Source organism: Vreelandella sp. 2A-K22, from assembly GCF_054065485.1.
Genome location: NZ_JBSUGC010000021.1, coordinates 18,667 through 32,000 on the forward strand (window position 1 = coordinate 18,667; position 13,334 = coordinate 32,000).

Sequence of the window (13,334 nt, forward strand, 5' to 3'; positions counted from 1 at the left end):
CGAAAAGACCTTGCTTCAACCTGCCCTAGCGCTCGTTATCGAATACTGCAGGAGAAGTCATTTCCAACTGCGATAGTTCTGGCAAACACACCGACGGATTGTGTAAAGAACATGCTTTCGTCCGTCTTCTATTCTCGCCCATATTTGTCGTTGTAACGCACAATGTCGTCTTCCCCAAGGTAGGATCCCGTTTGCACTTCAATAAGCTTGAGAGGAATCACGCCTGGGTTTTCCAGGCGATGTACAGTTCCCAATGGTATATAGGTGGATTCATCTTCGGAAAGCAGGAAACTATGTAAATTAGAGACATCCCCATGACCTTCGCCTTGGGTTACCTGGGCAGTGCCTTGAACCACAACCCAGTGCTCGGCACGATGATGGTGCATCTGCAAGGAGAGCTTGCCACCTGGTTTAACGACAATTTCTTTGACCTGAAAGCTATCCGTTAACACCATGGTGCGGTAATGCCCCCAGGGGCGATAAACCTGCTGATGCGACTGACACTCTTTTCGTCCCGCTGCCTTAAGGGCATTAACAATTAATTTGGTATTTTGCGCCTGACGACGATCGGCTACCAGCACGGCATCGTCGGTTTCGACAATGATCAGGTTATTAACCCCCACCGCTGCCACTAAGCGAGACTCGCTATATACCAAGCTGTCGTTGGTTTCATGGAGCATTACATCACCATGTATTGCGTTGCCGTTCTCTTTATCCTCGCTGGAGCGCAGCTCGTGGAGCGCGTCCCAGGCGCCTATGTCACTCCACCCTGGAGACATGGGCACAACGGCCGCCTGGTTAGTATGCTCCATTACAGCGTAGTCAATGGATTCGCTGCGACACTGTGCAAAGGCTTCTTCGGCAACACGCAGAAAGTCCATGTCTTCTGAGCGCTGCTCATAAGCGGCCTGGCAGTTGGTCAAAATGTCGGGGGCATAAGCTTTGAGAGCAGCTAAATAATTGCTGGCCTTGAACAAGAAGATGCCACTGTTCCATAGATAGTCGCCGCTGGCTAAGTAGCTTTCTGCTACCCCTAGATCAGGTTTTTCGACAAAGGCCTCAACGCTAAAACCTCCCTCCAGCGCCTGCCCACGTTTTATATAGCCATAGCCTGTGTGCGGCGAGGTTGGCGCAATACCGAAGGTTACCAACTTATCTTGCTGGCTCAGTAAGCGGCCTTTTTCTACGGCGTCAGCAAATGCCTTTACGTCTTTAATGACATGGTCAGCAGGCATTATCAGTAACTCGGCTTCCGGGTCGGTTTTGGCTACTGCTAATGCGGCAAGCGCTAATGCGGGAGCTGTGTTTCTACCGCAGGGCTCCAGAATGATTTGGCTCTTCTTAAAGCCGAGTTGATGCATTTGCTCAGCAACTAAAAAACGGTGCTCCTCGTTACATACGATGATGGGGTCACCTGCGTTGGTGACACCTTTTAGACGTAGCGCCGCCTCCTGAAGCAGGCTGACGTCGTCTCTATGCAAATTCAGAAACTGTTTTGGGTAGTGCTCACGCGATACAGGCCAAAGGCGCGAACCTGAGCCGCCAGATAAAATCACCGGTATGACCATATTTTCCTCGAAAACGTATTTTACAAACATCAAAAAAGGGGCTGGTATTACTGGGTGAATACCCAACACCGTGCTAGCACGTAACTTGCCACAGCAGCGACTACCACCGCTGTGGCGATGGCCCAAAGCCCGGTTACCCCCACCCCTAAGGCACCCGCTAGCACTAGGTTGTTAATACTAAATCCAGCGAGAGACATGACGGTAAAGCGCCATAGACTTGCACTGCGACGAAAAGTAACCCGCTGATGGCCTGCTAATGAGATGCCAAAGGCGACGCTATAGGCCAGCGCATTGACGATAAACTCATGAAGCGCTGGGAATACCATTATCATCAACGCTGCCGCCAGGATATGGGTCATTGATGCCGCTAGCCCAATAAGGCCGAAGCGCAGCATCTGCCATAGTTCAGCGAGTGGAGGTGTATTCGTCACTGGTGTCCGCCACGATGTATAAGGGCCGCTGTTTACTTTCAATAAAAAGACGGCCGATGTATTCACCTAAAATACCGATAGAGAGCAGCTGCATACCGCCAAAAAATAAAACAGCTGTCATCAATGATGCATAGCCTGGCGCATCGCGCCCGAGAAACAACACTTGGCTAACGATGATGATAATATAGATAAACGCCAAGCAGGCGATGAGCCCGCCAATATACGACCATATGCGCAGCGGCAGCGTACTAAAACTAAACATGCCATCTAAGGCAAAGTTCCATAATTTCCAATAATTAAATTTAGATTCCCCCTTCAGCCGTGCGGGACGTCGATATGGAACGCCAATACTTCGATAACCGACCCAGGCATAGAGCCCTTTCATGAAGCGGTTACGCTCCGGCATTGAGCGCAGGGCTTCGATCATGCGACGATCAATCAAACGAAAATCACCAGCGTTTTCAGGGATCGGCGTTTCAGTAATACGGTTAAAAAGCCGATAGAAGCCACTGGCCGAATGACGCTTAGCGGCCGTATCATCAGGGCGTTCGCTGCGAATACCGTAAACCATATCGACACGTTGCTGCTGCCAAATCGTGACAAATTCCAGAATGAGCTCGGGCGGGTCCTGAAGATCCACATCAATGGGCACCGCCGCATCGCCATGTGCGTTGAGCAAGCCAGCCGAGAGCGCTGCTTCTTTACCGAAATTGCGGCTTAGCGCAATAAACCCAACGCTTTCGTAGCATTCAGATAGCCGTTTTATCTCGCGCTGGGTTCCATCTGTTGAACCGTCATCAACCATCAAAATACGCCACTGCCACGGAGCGTCGGCCAGCACGCTGTGCACTCGTTGAACAAAGGTCGTTACGGTATCGACCTCGTTAAACACTGGAACGACAAGCGTAATGAGAGGGGGAGTATTAACGTCCATGCGAACCTTTATTGAGTGGCTTGTGGTGACAACGGTGAGTAACGACCTGACGAAACCGCAACGGGTTGCCATAGAATGGTGACGTTTTCATGCGTCACACAGGCCCAACTGGCTAATCGACACGCTTGTTGCGAGAGCTCGTGGTCGGTTATCAAATACACATGCCCTTCGGGCAATTCACCTTGTGCCAAATGGCGGCGGTAAGTTTGTGTTGCTGTGTCGATGATTTGTTGATTTGCCCTGGCAAGGTAGGCAACGTTGATCGAGAGATGGTGTTCTGCTGCCAACCACAAGTAGGGTTTAATGGCATCAAGGTCATGTGCTGGAAAGGCGATCAAGCTGTCGTGTGATGCCCATACCTGACTTAACTCGTCATCCTTCAATACGTCGTAAGCACGGGGGTCGACACGACTGGCTTCGACTTGATTTTTAACCTTGTTTCGCATGAAGCTGTAAAGCTCGCGCAAATCTTCTCTTTGCACCACCATGGCTAGAACCAGCAACGGTAACAGCCAGCGTGCTCTCATATTTTGGGCAAGCTGGATAAACGTAATAACCAATAGTAAGTAAAGTAGCGGCCATACCATTCTACCGCTTGACCGTAGATAATCTTTGAACGGCTCAAACAACATGTCGTAGTAGAGCGGAATACTGCCTTGGCCTATCGATACTTCTCCAGCCATAGCGAATGCAAACAGGCCAACGGAGGCTATCCAAGCTGGTAGCCAGCGGTGATCAACTAACGCTTCTTGAGGGTAGCCATCATTATTTACTGCATTAACGCTTGCTAGATTTACCCCGCGATTAAACCAGGTGCTGACTATCAGCGCTAACCACAGCAGCAAAACACCTGCGCCAACATAGGCCATACCTTCGTACTGACCTTCTTTAGCGGGCTGCCAGCCGGGAAAAAGCACTGATAGTGACGTAAAATTGTCGTTAAAAAACCATGCCGATGAACGCGGATTGAAAAACGTCAGTAGTTCAGCGGAATAAAAGCCGTAGCCACCCGACGCGGCGCTTTGGCTATCTAAATGAAAGTAGCCTGCCCCCCACATCACAACGAGGATAGTGCAGGGTGTCGCCCCCCCCATCAGCCACCACGCTTGATAGCTGTAGAGCACACTCATTATATGCTGTCGTACTGGCTTGTCTCTTGTGTCAATCGCCCCTTTCACCACCCTATAGCTAATCGATAACCACCAAACCGCCCAAAATACACCCGCCATAAAAAAAAGATAAAAGTGCATCAAGACAGCCACTGTTAGCAGCAACAGCCAGCGAATTGCCCCGTTGAGGCTATGCTTTTCGGGTGTAAGTGTAAGCTCAATAGCAAGCAGAATTATCCAATGCGCAGTTAAGGCTTCGTGGCCTTGAATACCGATACCGCGCAAAATAACGATGGGCAAGCTGCTGATGAGCAATGCACCAGCTAGCGCTGCATAGGCGGGAACACCGACGCGCAGTAGTAACCGACAAGCTACTAAACCGTTCAAACAATAATTAATGACAATGGCTAGCCCTAAATATTGAAAAGTGTCGGGCAGCCAGTGGTGAAACAGTTTTAGAGGAATAGCGTAAAGCGGTATTGAGTCAGTATAGACAATACTTGTGGATAGTTCAGTGGCTAGCGTTTTCACGGCCCCTAGGGGCCAGCCCCACGGCTCCTGACGGAAAAACTGCCAACCAATGTAATGTTGAAAAGAGTCACCTTCGCGTAAAAGCCAATCAGCATCGCGAGGGTCCAGCATGCCACGGTAAAAATAAACAGCTAACAGTGCTGATAGAATGCCAGCACCAACTGCCGTGATCGCCCCGTGCTTTTCGTACCACCAGCGCCACGTCCCTGTCATCTTCATTGGTCGCTTACTCTAAGGCTGTCGATTCACAAATCCATGCGTGATGGTCATGGCGAGTATTTTGAGATCAAACCCCAACGACCACCGTTCTATATAATAAATATCGTACTCTACCCTCTTTTCCATCAACTTGACGTCGTCCGTGATGCCCCGCAGGCCGTTTACCTGGGCCCAACCTGTCATACCCGGCTTGACGCGATGACGCTGCATGTAGATATCAATGTGGTCTTTATAGTGGTCGTTGTGATCCATGGCGTGGGGCCTTGGGCCAACAAGCGACATTCGGCCTTGTAGTACGTTATAAAGCTGGGGAAACTCATCTAAGCTGGTACGTCGTAAAAAGCGCCCCAATGGCGTTACACGGTCATCATCGTAGGCAGCCTGCTGCGTTGTATCGCTTTTGTGCAGACGCATGGTTCTAAATTTATAAATTTTGAAGCGCTTTCCGTCTAGGCCATGCCGCTCTTGCTTGAATAATACCGGCCCACCCATTTGCCAACGAATTGCCGCTGCAACTGCTAACATTATCGGGCTAAAAAGCACAAAGAGCACTAGACCTAGCACGCGGTCTTCCAGTGCTTTAATAAAACGCATGGAGCCACTAAGCGGGGTGTAATTAAGTTCTAATGAGTAGAGGCCCGCCACCTGCGTAATACGGTGGTTCAACAAGCGTATATCAGGTAAGTCGGGGAAAAAGCGAATACTAGAGGGAATACCGGCAAGCAGACGCATTAAGTGGCGCACGCGATTACCTTGAACCAGGGGGTAACCTATCCATATTTCGTCAAAATTGCGCTGAAAAATGTTCTCTTGGGCGAAAGCAGCCATTTTGTGAAAAAAAGTCGTGTCGTCTTCATCAATATAATGACCTACCACTACATACCCCGCATGGGGTGTTTCAATGACTTTTTTTTCTAATAGGGCGATATTATCCTTTTTACCAATTAACAGCACTCGCTTTAAGTTATGCCCTTGTGCGCGCAGGCGCCTCAAGTATCCGTACAGCAACGTACGCATTACACTGCCCACTGCTAGCACCGATAATGCAGAAACACCCATCCACAAACGAGAGAAACTCTGTGTGCCTTTAATGGCAACAAGCAATAGGCTGAGCAGGGCAATAGTCGCTACCCAGGTCACAAGGTAAATACCGAGCATGGTGTAAAGGCTGCGCCCACGCCAAGGCTGGTAGAGCCCGAATAGCTCACCTACAGCGGGTAGCAACAGGCTGCCAATAAGTATCAAGAAAAGGTAGTCATTGCCATCGTGGTCGATATCGGGCATCAGCCAAAGAGTAGCCAATGCTACTAACGTGGCTATACCCGCATCAAAGCAACGCATCGCGCGACGCAACCACTCACTACCTTGGCTTGTTTTTATAACGGCCATAGTATGATGGCTACCGAGCTACCTGCGCTGACGTGGACATTGAGGCCAGTAGCGCCATAATGCGAGCCAAGTCATCGCTTTCCAAGCTCCCGACTGCAGCATGCAGCGCCAGCGTGTCCAAGGCATAATTACCCACGGTATCAACGTACTGAATACGCTGATCATAAAGACTCGCACGAGCATCAAGCACATCGACAAGATCGCGTAGTCCTAATTGTTCACCTCGTTCGGCGGCATCTAAAAACAGTTGACTCGATGAAATAGCTTGATTCAACGCCTCCAAGCGACGTTCGCCACCGTTAAGTGCTCTGATACGCTGCCGCACCTCTTGGATCGCAAGGTTGCGTTCATTATCGAGAGCAGCCAACCCTGCCTCTATACGCTTTTCACCTTGCCGAACGCTGGCATTAGTGTAGCCACCACGATATATAGGTACGCTTAATTCCACGCTCGCCCGGTAGTCTTCGCTTTCTCTCAGTTCATCGTCACTGACCCGATCTGAATAACTAAGATTTAGGTTTAGCTCGGGGTAGTAACCAGAGCGCCTGACGCTACTATCAGCCTGGACGACCTGTTGCTCTTCGCTAGCATATAGGACATTCAAGTTTTGATTAGTGCGGGCGATCCACGCTTCGGGATCACCAATATCATTATTGAGGGTAACCGTCGTAAGTTCGCCAGGCGCAGAGCTTTGAAATTCGGGCATCACGCCAGTGAGGCGCTCTAATTCGCTTAAAGCATTATCTAGCTCGTTTTCTGCCTCAACAGCATCGGATACCGCCTGATCATACCTGGATTGGGCTTCCAATAGGTCTACTCGATTCCCCACCCCTAAATCAAACGCACGACTTGCTTGGCGGACTTGCAGATCAAGTGACTTTTGCTGGGCTTCCAGCAGCCCAGAACGCTGTGCAGCTAAATAGGCTTTTACATAAGCTTCGCTTACCTGTATCGCCAGCTCTTGTTCTACAACGGCAAGCTGTAGTTCAGCAGCACTTACCTGGGCACTGGCAACATCCATTTTCCTCCAGCGCTCTAGGCTGAAAAGTGGTTGCTGTAGCTGAACTTGATAGTAGGTTTCATCAATTTCGCCGGGCCTTGTTGCGGGTTGACCTAAATCTTCATCACCAACGGTTTGGATATTTGTAGAATCTTGCCATAAGTACCCTCCAGTTGCGCTGATTTGGGGCAGCAGCTGTGAGCGGGCCATAGGTACTTCTTCTTGAGTAGCATCTAGCTCGTATCGCTGACGAGTAAGGTCTGAGTCGTGACGCAGTGCCCGGGCAAATAGCTCAGGCAATGATGGCAGCGTTTGGGGTTGTGACTCCGAATTAGCCAACGCTTCTAGTTCAGTAAGCGCTTGATCATCTGCGGTAACATCGTTTTGTGCCAATGCCGGCTGACTAAGCAGCGCAACTGCAAGTACAAGCGCACTCAGGTTAAAAGGTGTCGTCCGTGTCATTAATCCTCCCGGATAGCACGCGATAGCATGTCAGTAACTGGTTTGGCGATGTAACTAGCAAAAGTACGCTCACCAGTACGGATCATGACTTCAGCAGGCATACCTGAAAGCAGGTGCATTTGCTCCGTCATGTCCTCTTTTCCTTCATCAGTTACCCGAATGCGCGTTTTATAGTAATTCTGACCGGTCGCCTCATCTTCGAAACTATCGGCGCTGATGTGAATAATCTCACCATCAATTACATTTGTTAGTCGCTGGTTGAAAGCGGAAAAACGAATTTCAGCAAGCTGGCCTATGAAGAGGTTATCGATATCACGCGTTGGAACACGAGCTTCCACCACAAAGCCGTCATCTGACGGAACCACTTCCATGATGGGATCCCCAGGTCGAATAACAGCACCGACTGTATGAACTTGGCGGCCCACCACGGTACCCGAAACTGGGGCGCTCACAACGGTTCGATTGACTTGGTCGGTCAACGAGGTAATGCGCTCCTCCGCTTCCGCTATTTGCGCTTGAGCATTGCGCAGCTGTTCACCTACTTCGGCCTGAAACTCCTGTTGAGTGATCTCTTTTTGCATACGAATTTCGCTGATTTGCGAACGAAGCTGAGCAATATTAGATTGGAACTCAGCATTGTCGCCTTCGTATTGCAACACTTGACGCTCGAGTTCGCGCAGGCGCTGGTTGTCGCCGAGGCCTTCGCGATACAACGAACGGAAGTCTTCCGCTTCTGAACGCAATGAGTTAATGCGCTGGTTATTAACTCGTTCACGCGCTTCTAGACCATCAATCTGCTCTTGCATTTGAATGATCTGCTGATCCATTGAGTCTAGTGTACTGAGCAGCGATTGACGGCGCGCATGAAACAAACTTTGCTGAACAGCTGTTACCTGTTGGATCCTATCGTTATCCACCGACATCAGCTCTTCGGGCATCTCAAGCGTTTCGGCGCCTTGCTGTTCTGCTAGTAAGCGCACTTCCATCGCTCGGTTTATATAGTATTGAGATTGAGCAATTTCAAGTTGCGAGCGCACCTGAGTATCGCTCAATATAACTAGAGGCTGCCCGGCCTTTACTTTGTCACCATCTTCCACCAAAAGCTCTCGCACAATGCCACCTTCAAGGTGCTGCACCGTGCGCTTAAACGACTCCATAGATACATTACCTGGGGCTACCACAGCTACCGCCAATGAAGCTGTCACAGACCACAATACGAACCCGCCAAGCGCTATACCTAGAATAGCGTAACCGAGCTTACGATAGCCTTTATCACTGGTTGGTAACTTCTCTTGAGCCTCACCTTCAATGGTAGCTGGGCCTTGTGGCGTTACATCAATTTCGCTTTTGGCTGGGAGCTGATCTTTGTGACTGCTCATATTACGACTCCTCACTACCACGACCACCTGAAATGGCGGAGAGGCGAGCTGAACCCTGTTGGCCTACTTGAGGGCGTGGCTTTTTGGCAAACTGGGCAAGTACTTGGTCTCGGGGGCCAAACATACTGACTTGGCCTTCTTTCATGACCAAAAGCTTGTCCATTGTTTTTAGTACGCTAGTTCGATGACTTATTACAAATAGCGTTGTACCTTCTGCTTTTAATTGAGCAATGGCTTGGCTCAGCGCTCGTTCACCAGCGTCATCGAGATTGGCATTTGGCTCGTCTAGCACTACCAACACTGGGTTACCATATAAGGCGCGTGCTAACCCTAAGCGCTGGCGCTGACCACCAGAGAGTGCACCGCTATTTGAGGCAATAATCGTGTCGTACCCATCAGACAGTTCCAACACCATTTCATGAACGCCTGCTTTTTTGGCGGCTGCAACGACTTTCTCTGGATCAACATTGCCAAACCGGGCAATGTTCTCGCTGATGGTGCCATCAAAGAGTTCGATATCTTGGGGTAAATAGCCGATATAGGGGCCTAGCTCGTCACGGTTGTATTGATTAATTGCTCCGCCATCAAGCCTTACGTCGCCCACCTGTGTTGGCCATATCCCCAGCAGCACGCGGGCAAGCGTTGATTTGCCTGCCGCACTAGGGCCGATGATGCCAACATGCTCACCTTTAGCGACACTAAAATTGATGCCTCGGATGGTGGCCATACGCGTACCTGGAGGAGCAGCAGCTACGTTTTCTATATCAACAACACCTTGTGGAGCAGGCAGCGACATGTGGGACTGTTCGCCTGGAATCTGTACTAGAAGCTCGTTTAACCGGCCATAGGCACCACGCGCCGATACAAAGCCTTTCCAGCCACCTATCATTTGATCGATAGGGGCCAGCGCACGTCCCATAAGGATAGAACCCGCAATCATCATACCGGGGGTCATTTCACCTTCGAGCACTAAGAGCGCACCCAGGCCAAGAATCAATGACTGGAACAGTAAGCGCATCACTTTAGATGTATTCGTTAACGCGCCTGCTCGGTCGCTTGCTTGCGACTGCTTAGCAAGAAACTCATGATGGCGCTTTGACCAGCGCCCCATAATGCCAGGCAGCATGCCCATTGCATGAAGCACTTCAGCGTTACGTAAGTTAGAGTTGGCTAGGTTTTGCGCTTGAATCTGTTCACTATTAGCTTCAGCAAGCAAGGTTTTTGTAGACTTCTCATTAGCCACCGCTAGCGCAAATAAAATAATACCCGCACAGGTAGCAAACACCCCGAGCCAGGGGTGGAAAATAAACAGAATACCTAGGTAAACCGGCACCCAAGGGGCATCAAAAAAAGCAAACAGGCCATTTCCGGTAAGAAATTGTCGCAAGCTGGTCAGGTCATTAAGCGGCTGGGCACTTTGGCTGCCAGGGGACATTATGCTACGTCGAAACATGGCGCTGTAGAGGCGCTGATTGATAGTGGTATCTAAACGGTTCCCTATCCTCACCAACATCCTTGAACGTACCAGTTCCAGCCCGCCCATCACCATAAATAGAAATACGACGACGAGCGTCAACATGATCAGCGTATCGAGACTTTGCGTGGTGAGCACGCGGTCATACACTTGGAGCATGTACATGGGGGGAACTAGCATCAGCAAATTGACGAACATGCTAAAAAAGCCCACCGATACAAACGAACCCTTACAGGCGCTTAATGCACGCTGTAGATCCGTTGCTTCCTGTTGCTTTGCCATGGAGGGATCACCGTTGAATCAAAAGAAGTCACGCGAAGATTATCGCGGCAGCATAACAGAAACGCCCCTGCCTAGGGTAGGGGCGTTATGAGAGTAAAAACTGTCAGGAAGGGGGTCGAGCTTATCTATACCCAACCCAAGGTCTGCAAATAAACCGTTAACCAAACAGCATCATGCTCTCATCTGACTCGGTAAAACCAACCATAACGGCGCCTCGCTCGGCACCATTATCCAACTGATCCAACCAGAACTCTTTACCTGCCGAATCAGACGTTCTCTCGAGTACGTTTGAATACATCAGTTCAATAAAGGCGTCGTCTTCTAGATTCCCGTTTTGACTATTGAACTCAGCTGACGCAATAAAGCTGTTGGCAATATCACCTAAACCAGTAGTCTCCTTAATTTCCAACCAGTACCCCAACCCTTTACCATCCGCATCGCGATCAAAGGCAGCATCGTAAAGGCGCAATAGTGGGTCAACAGGCGCGCTGAAGACTGCATCGCTACGCTCATCAAGGTTTTGGATGCGCAGGTCTTCGCTGGCAGGGGTTTCTTCTTCGCTAAATGGCGTTTCGCTGAACATGCTGGCCATGTATTCAGCAAAGGCATCCTGCTCAGTGCCCTTATCGGCGAAGGTAAACTGGCCATCATCTACAAACGCGTCCATAAGATCCACGCGGTCTTGATAGCTGCCTTCATCTAACGGATAACCGTCGCCGCCGTCGGCTAAAAAGCCTAAGGTAACGACTTTGATGCTCTCTTCAGCATCACCTACCAAGCGGCCATTGGCGACCAGTACATCGTTTACACTGCCATCCTCATTAACGATTACCGCATTTTGGATGCGCTCGCCAGCGGGTTGACTTACATCAAAGCTGTATTGGATACCGCCCACCTGGGCAAACTGACCAGCAGTGACACCCGGCGCTGACGCTGCTACCGCATGCTCCAGGATATCCAATAGCGTGCTACGCGTGACGGTAATGATGGTCAGGTCGTTATTGAAGCGTAGCGATGACGCTGCATCCAGCTGGGATACACCCCCTTCCGGCTTGCCGATAGCGGGGTTGGCGCCCGGCACCTGATAGCTGGGCTCGCTATCGCTTCCTTCCACCACGACATCACCAATCGGCTCACGAATACCACCGCCGTTCTTAAACGATACCAGTACCTCGGCATCCAGCTGTTTGGCGTACCAGAGGTTGGCGTCGGCAGTCAGGTTACCCAGGTTGGTCTCTTCGGTACGCACTGCGCCCCGCTCCCCCACCAGATAAACATCGGTTAAACCAAGGATGTTGCCGTCTTGTTCAGCAACGAATTCCCCTACGGCGCCGACTAGGTCGTTGGCCACATCCCCTTTGGTGCCTTCAGCAAAGGCGCTTTCAAGGTCGCCCCATAGCGCTTCTACCTGTTCGTCAGTGGTGGCATAAACGCCTGAGGTGTTCTCATCGATTGAATCGGCAACAACCCGCCCCTGTTCGTCAAACTCCACCACCAGCTCGGCAACGTAGCGCCAGCCACCATCAGTATTCACTACCACGACATCATTACCTGAGGCGTCCTGGGTAACAATGGGGTATGAGTCATAGGGCTCGCCCGCTCCTGGAAACAAGCCGCGGTCTTGATCTTCTTGATCCGCTAGCAGGCTATTGGAACCACCGGCAATGACGATATCGACCCCATCCAGCAGTGTCGCTAGCTCTTCTTCAAACTGAATTTGCTGAAGGTGCGAACTGAGGATGATCTTATTGATGCCCTGCGATTCTAGGTCATCAATGACTGGCTGAATCAGGTCGGCCAGGGCCTGCATGTCGTTACTACCCCCTGTCAGCACGTCTACATCACCTGGCGAAGAGATGCTTTCAAGGATTTGGGTAGTTACGCCAATAATGCCAATTTTTTCACCACCACGCTCGGCAATCACCGCCGGGGCTAGCTTAGGCTTATTAGCGCCAGCTAATAGCTCTTCCAAAGTAGCTTGGAAAGCGTCTTGGCTGAATAACTCATTGGTAGCCAGCTCGCTTAGGGCGGCATCAGCGGAGAAATCCAGGTTGGCTGAGAGGTAAGGGAACTGCGAGCCCAGCCATTCAATTTCAGCAGCCGTAGCGCCGTTAACCACAGGCGCGATCATTGCAGCAATTAGATCAGTGCCTAGATCAAACTCGTGATTGCCCAATGTCACGGCCGCAGCGTCGACCAGATCCATCAACAGAGTCTCAACACGCCCAGAGGCCGCCGTGATTCCGCTCATGGAACCCGCTTCTAGCCCATAAATCTCTTCAACCGCGGCTTGGAAGGCCGTTTGTAAGCTTGAATCAGCGGCGGCGTTCAAATACGGCCCGGGCAGAACTAAATCACCCGAACCGACAAACAGCGAGTTGGCGTACTGATCTTCTAAGTGATCCACGATAGAAATGAAATTGGGTGCGTTAAGCAGATCTCCCCCTCCCCCTTCCATATCGGCTGCGTGTAGGAGTTGAAGTTGGAAGTTACTCATGGCGATTCCCTTTTTTAATCCGTGGAAAAATAGGCAATCGTGAGATTACGCAATCAACC

General features: G+C 50.5%; 9 protein-coding genes. All 9 read right to left on the minus strand.

The features are described 5' to 3' along the window. Nucleotides 1-128: 128 nt before the first annotated feature. Nucleotides 129-1,568 carry a mannose-1-phosphate guanylyltransferase/mannose-6-phosphate isomerase gene (locus ACW17M_RS22315; protein WP_022519995.1) on the minus strand — a complete coding sequence of 480 codons (1,440 nt, stop codon included), beginning with the start codon at nucleotides 1,566-1,568 and terminating at the stop codon, nucleotides 129-131. A gap of 47 nt (nucleotides 1,569-1,615) precedes the next feature. After that, nucleotides 1,616-1,999, minus strand: coding sequence for a GtrA family protein (locus ACW17M_RS22320; RefSeq protein ID WP_022519996.1), 384 nt, complete (start codon nucleotides 1,997-1,999; stop codon nucleotides 1,616-1,618). Further along, nucleotides 1,974-2,933 carry a glycosyltransferase family 2 protein gene (locus tag ACW17M_RS22325; RefSeq protein ID WP_457548112.1) on the minus strand — a complete coding sequence of 320 codons (960 nt, stop codon included), beginning with the start codon at nucleotides 2,931-2,933 and terminating at the stop codon, nucleotides 1,974-1,976. The genes ACW17M_RS22320 and ACW17M_RS22325 overlap by 26 nt, the downstream gene beginning before the upstream one ends. An 8-nt stretch (nucleotides 2,934-2,941) precedes the next feature. Continuing rightward, nucleotides 2,942-4,786, minus strand: a complete 1,845-nt coding sequence (locus ACW17M_RS22330) for a DUF6311 domain-containing protein (protein WP_457548113.1) — start codon at nucleotides 4,784-4,786, stop codon at nucleotides 2,942-2,944. 18 nt (nucleotides 4,787-4,804) lie between these two features. After that, complete coding sequence (locus ACW17M_RS22335) at nucleotides 4,805-6,181, minus strand: undecaprenyl-phosphate glucose phosphotransferase (RefSeq protein WP_022519999.1); 1,377 nt, start codon at nucleotides 6,179-6,181, stop codon at nucleotides 4,805-4,807. 10 nt (nucleotides 6,182-6,191) lie between these two features. Beyond that, nucleotides 6,192-7,643, minus strand: coding sequence for a TolC family outer membrane protein (locus ACW17M_RS22340; protein ID WP_457548114.1), 1,452 nt, complete (start codon nucleotides 7,641-7,643; stop codon nucleotides 6,192-6,194). Further along, on the minus strand, nucleotides 7,643-9,022 hold the full coding sequence (locus ACW17M_RS22345; RefSeq protein WP_457548115.1) for an HlyD family type I secretion periplasmic adaptor subunit: 1,380 nt from the start codon (nucleotides 9,020-9,022) through the stop codon (nucleotides 7,643-7,645). The genes ACW17M_RS22340 and ACW17M_RS22345 overlap by 1 nt, the downstream gene beginning before the upstream one ends. Nucleotide 9,023: 1 nt before the next feature. Continuing rightward, the gene (locus tag ACW17M_RS22350) at nucleotides 9,024-10,778 is read right to left on the minus strand and encodes a type I secretion system permease/ATPase (protein WP_457548116.1); all 1,755 of its coding nucleotides are present in this window, start codon (nucleotides 10,776-10,778) and stop codon (nucleotides 9,024-9,026) included. Nucleotides 10,779-10,935: 157 nt separating this feature from the next. Next, nucleotides 10,936-13,275, minus strand: coding sequence for a DUF4214 domain-containing protein (locus ACW17M_RS22355; protein WP_457548117.1), 2,340 nt, complete (start codon nucleotides 13,273-13,275; stop codon nucleotides 10,936-10,938). Nucleotides 13,276-13,334 lie beyond the last annotated feature (59 nt).

Excerpts from the sequence above, each read along its gene's own strand:
- ACW17M_RS22335 (WP_022519999.1), bottom strand. The coding sequence starts at position 6,181 with ATGGCCGTTATAAAAACAAGCCAAGGTAGTGAGTGGTTGCGTCGCGCG.
- ACW17M_RS22315 (WP_022519995.1), bottom strand. The coding sequence starts at position 1,568 with ATGGTCATACCGGTGATTTTATCTGGCGGCTCAGGTTCGCGCCTTTGG.
- ACW17M_RS22350 (WP_457548116.1), bottom strand. The coding sequence starts at position 10,778 with ATGGCAAAGCAACAGGAAGCAACGGATCTACAGCGTGCATTAAGCGCC.
- ACW17M_RS22355 (WP_457548117.1), bottom strand. The coding sequence starts at position 13,275 with ATGAGTAACTTCCAACTTCAACTCCTACACGCAGCCGATATGGAAGGG.
- ACW17M_RS22345 (WP_457548115.1), bottom strand. The coding sequence starts at position 9,022 with ATGAGCAGTCACAAAGATCAGCTCCCAGCCAAAAGCGAAATTGATGTA.
- ACW17M_RS22340 (WP_457548114.1), bottom strand. The coding sequence starts at position 7,643 with ATGACACGGACGACACCTTTTAACCTGAGTGCGCTTGTACTTGCAGTT.
- ACW17M_RS22325 (WP_457548112.1), bottom strand. The coding sequence starts at position 2,933 with ATGGACGTTAATACTCCCCCTCTCATTACGCTTGTCGTTCCAGTGTTT.
- ACW17M_RS22330 (WP_457548113.1), bottom strand. The coding sequence starts at position 4,786 with ATGACAGGGACGTGGCGCTGGTGGTACGAAAAGCACGGGGCGATCACG.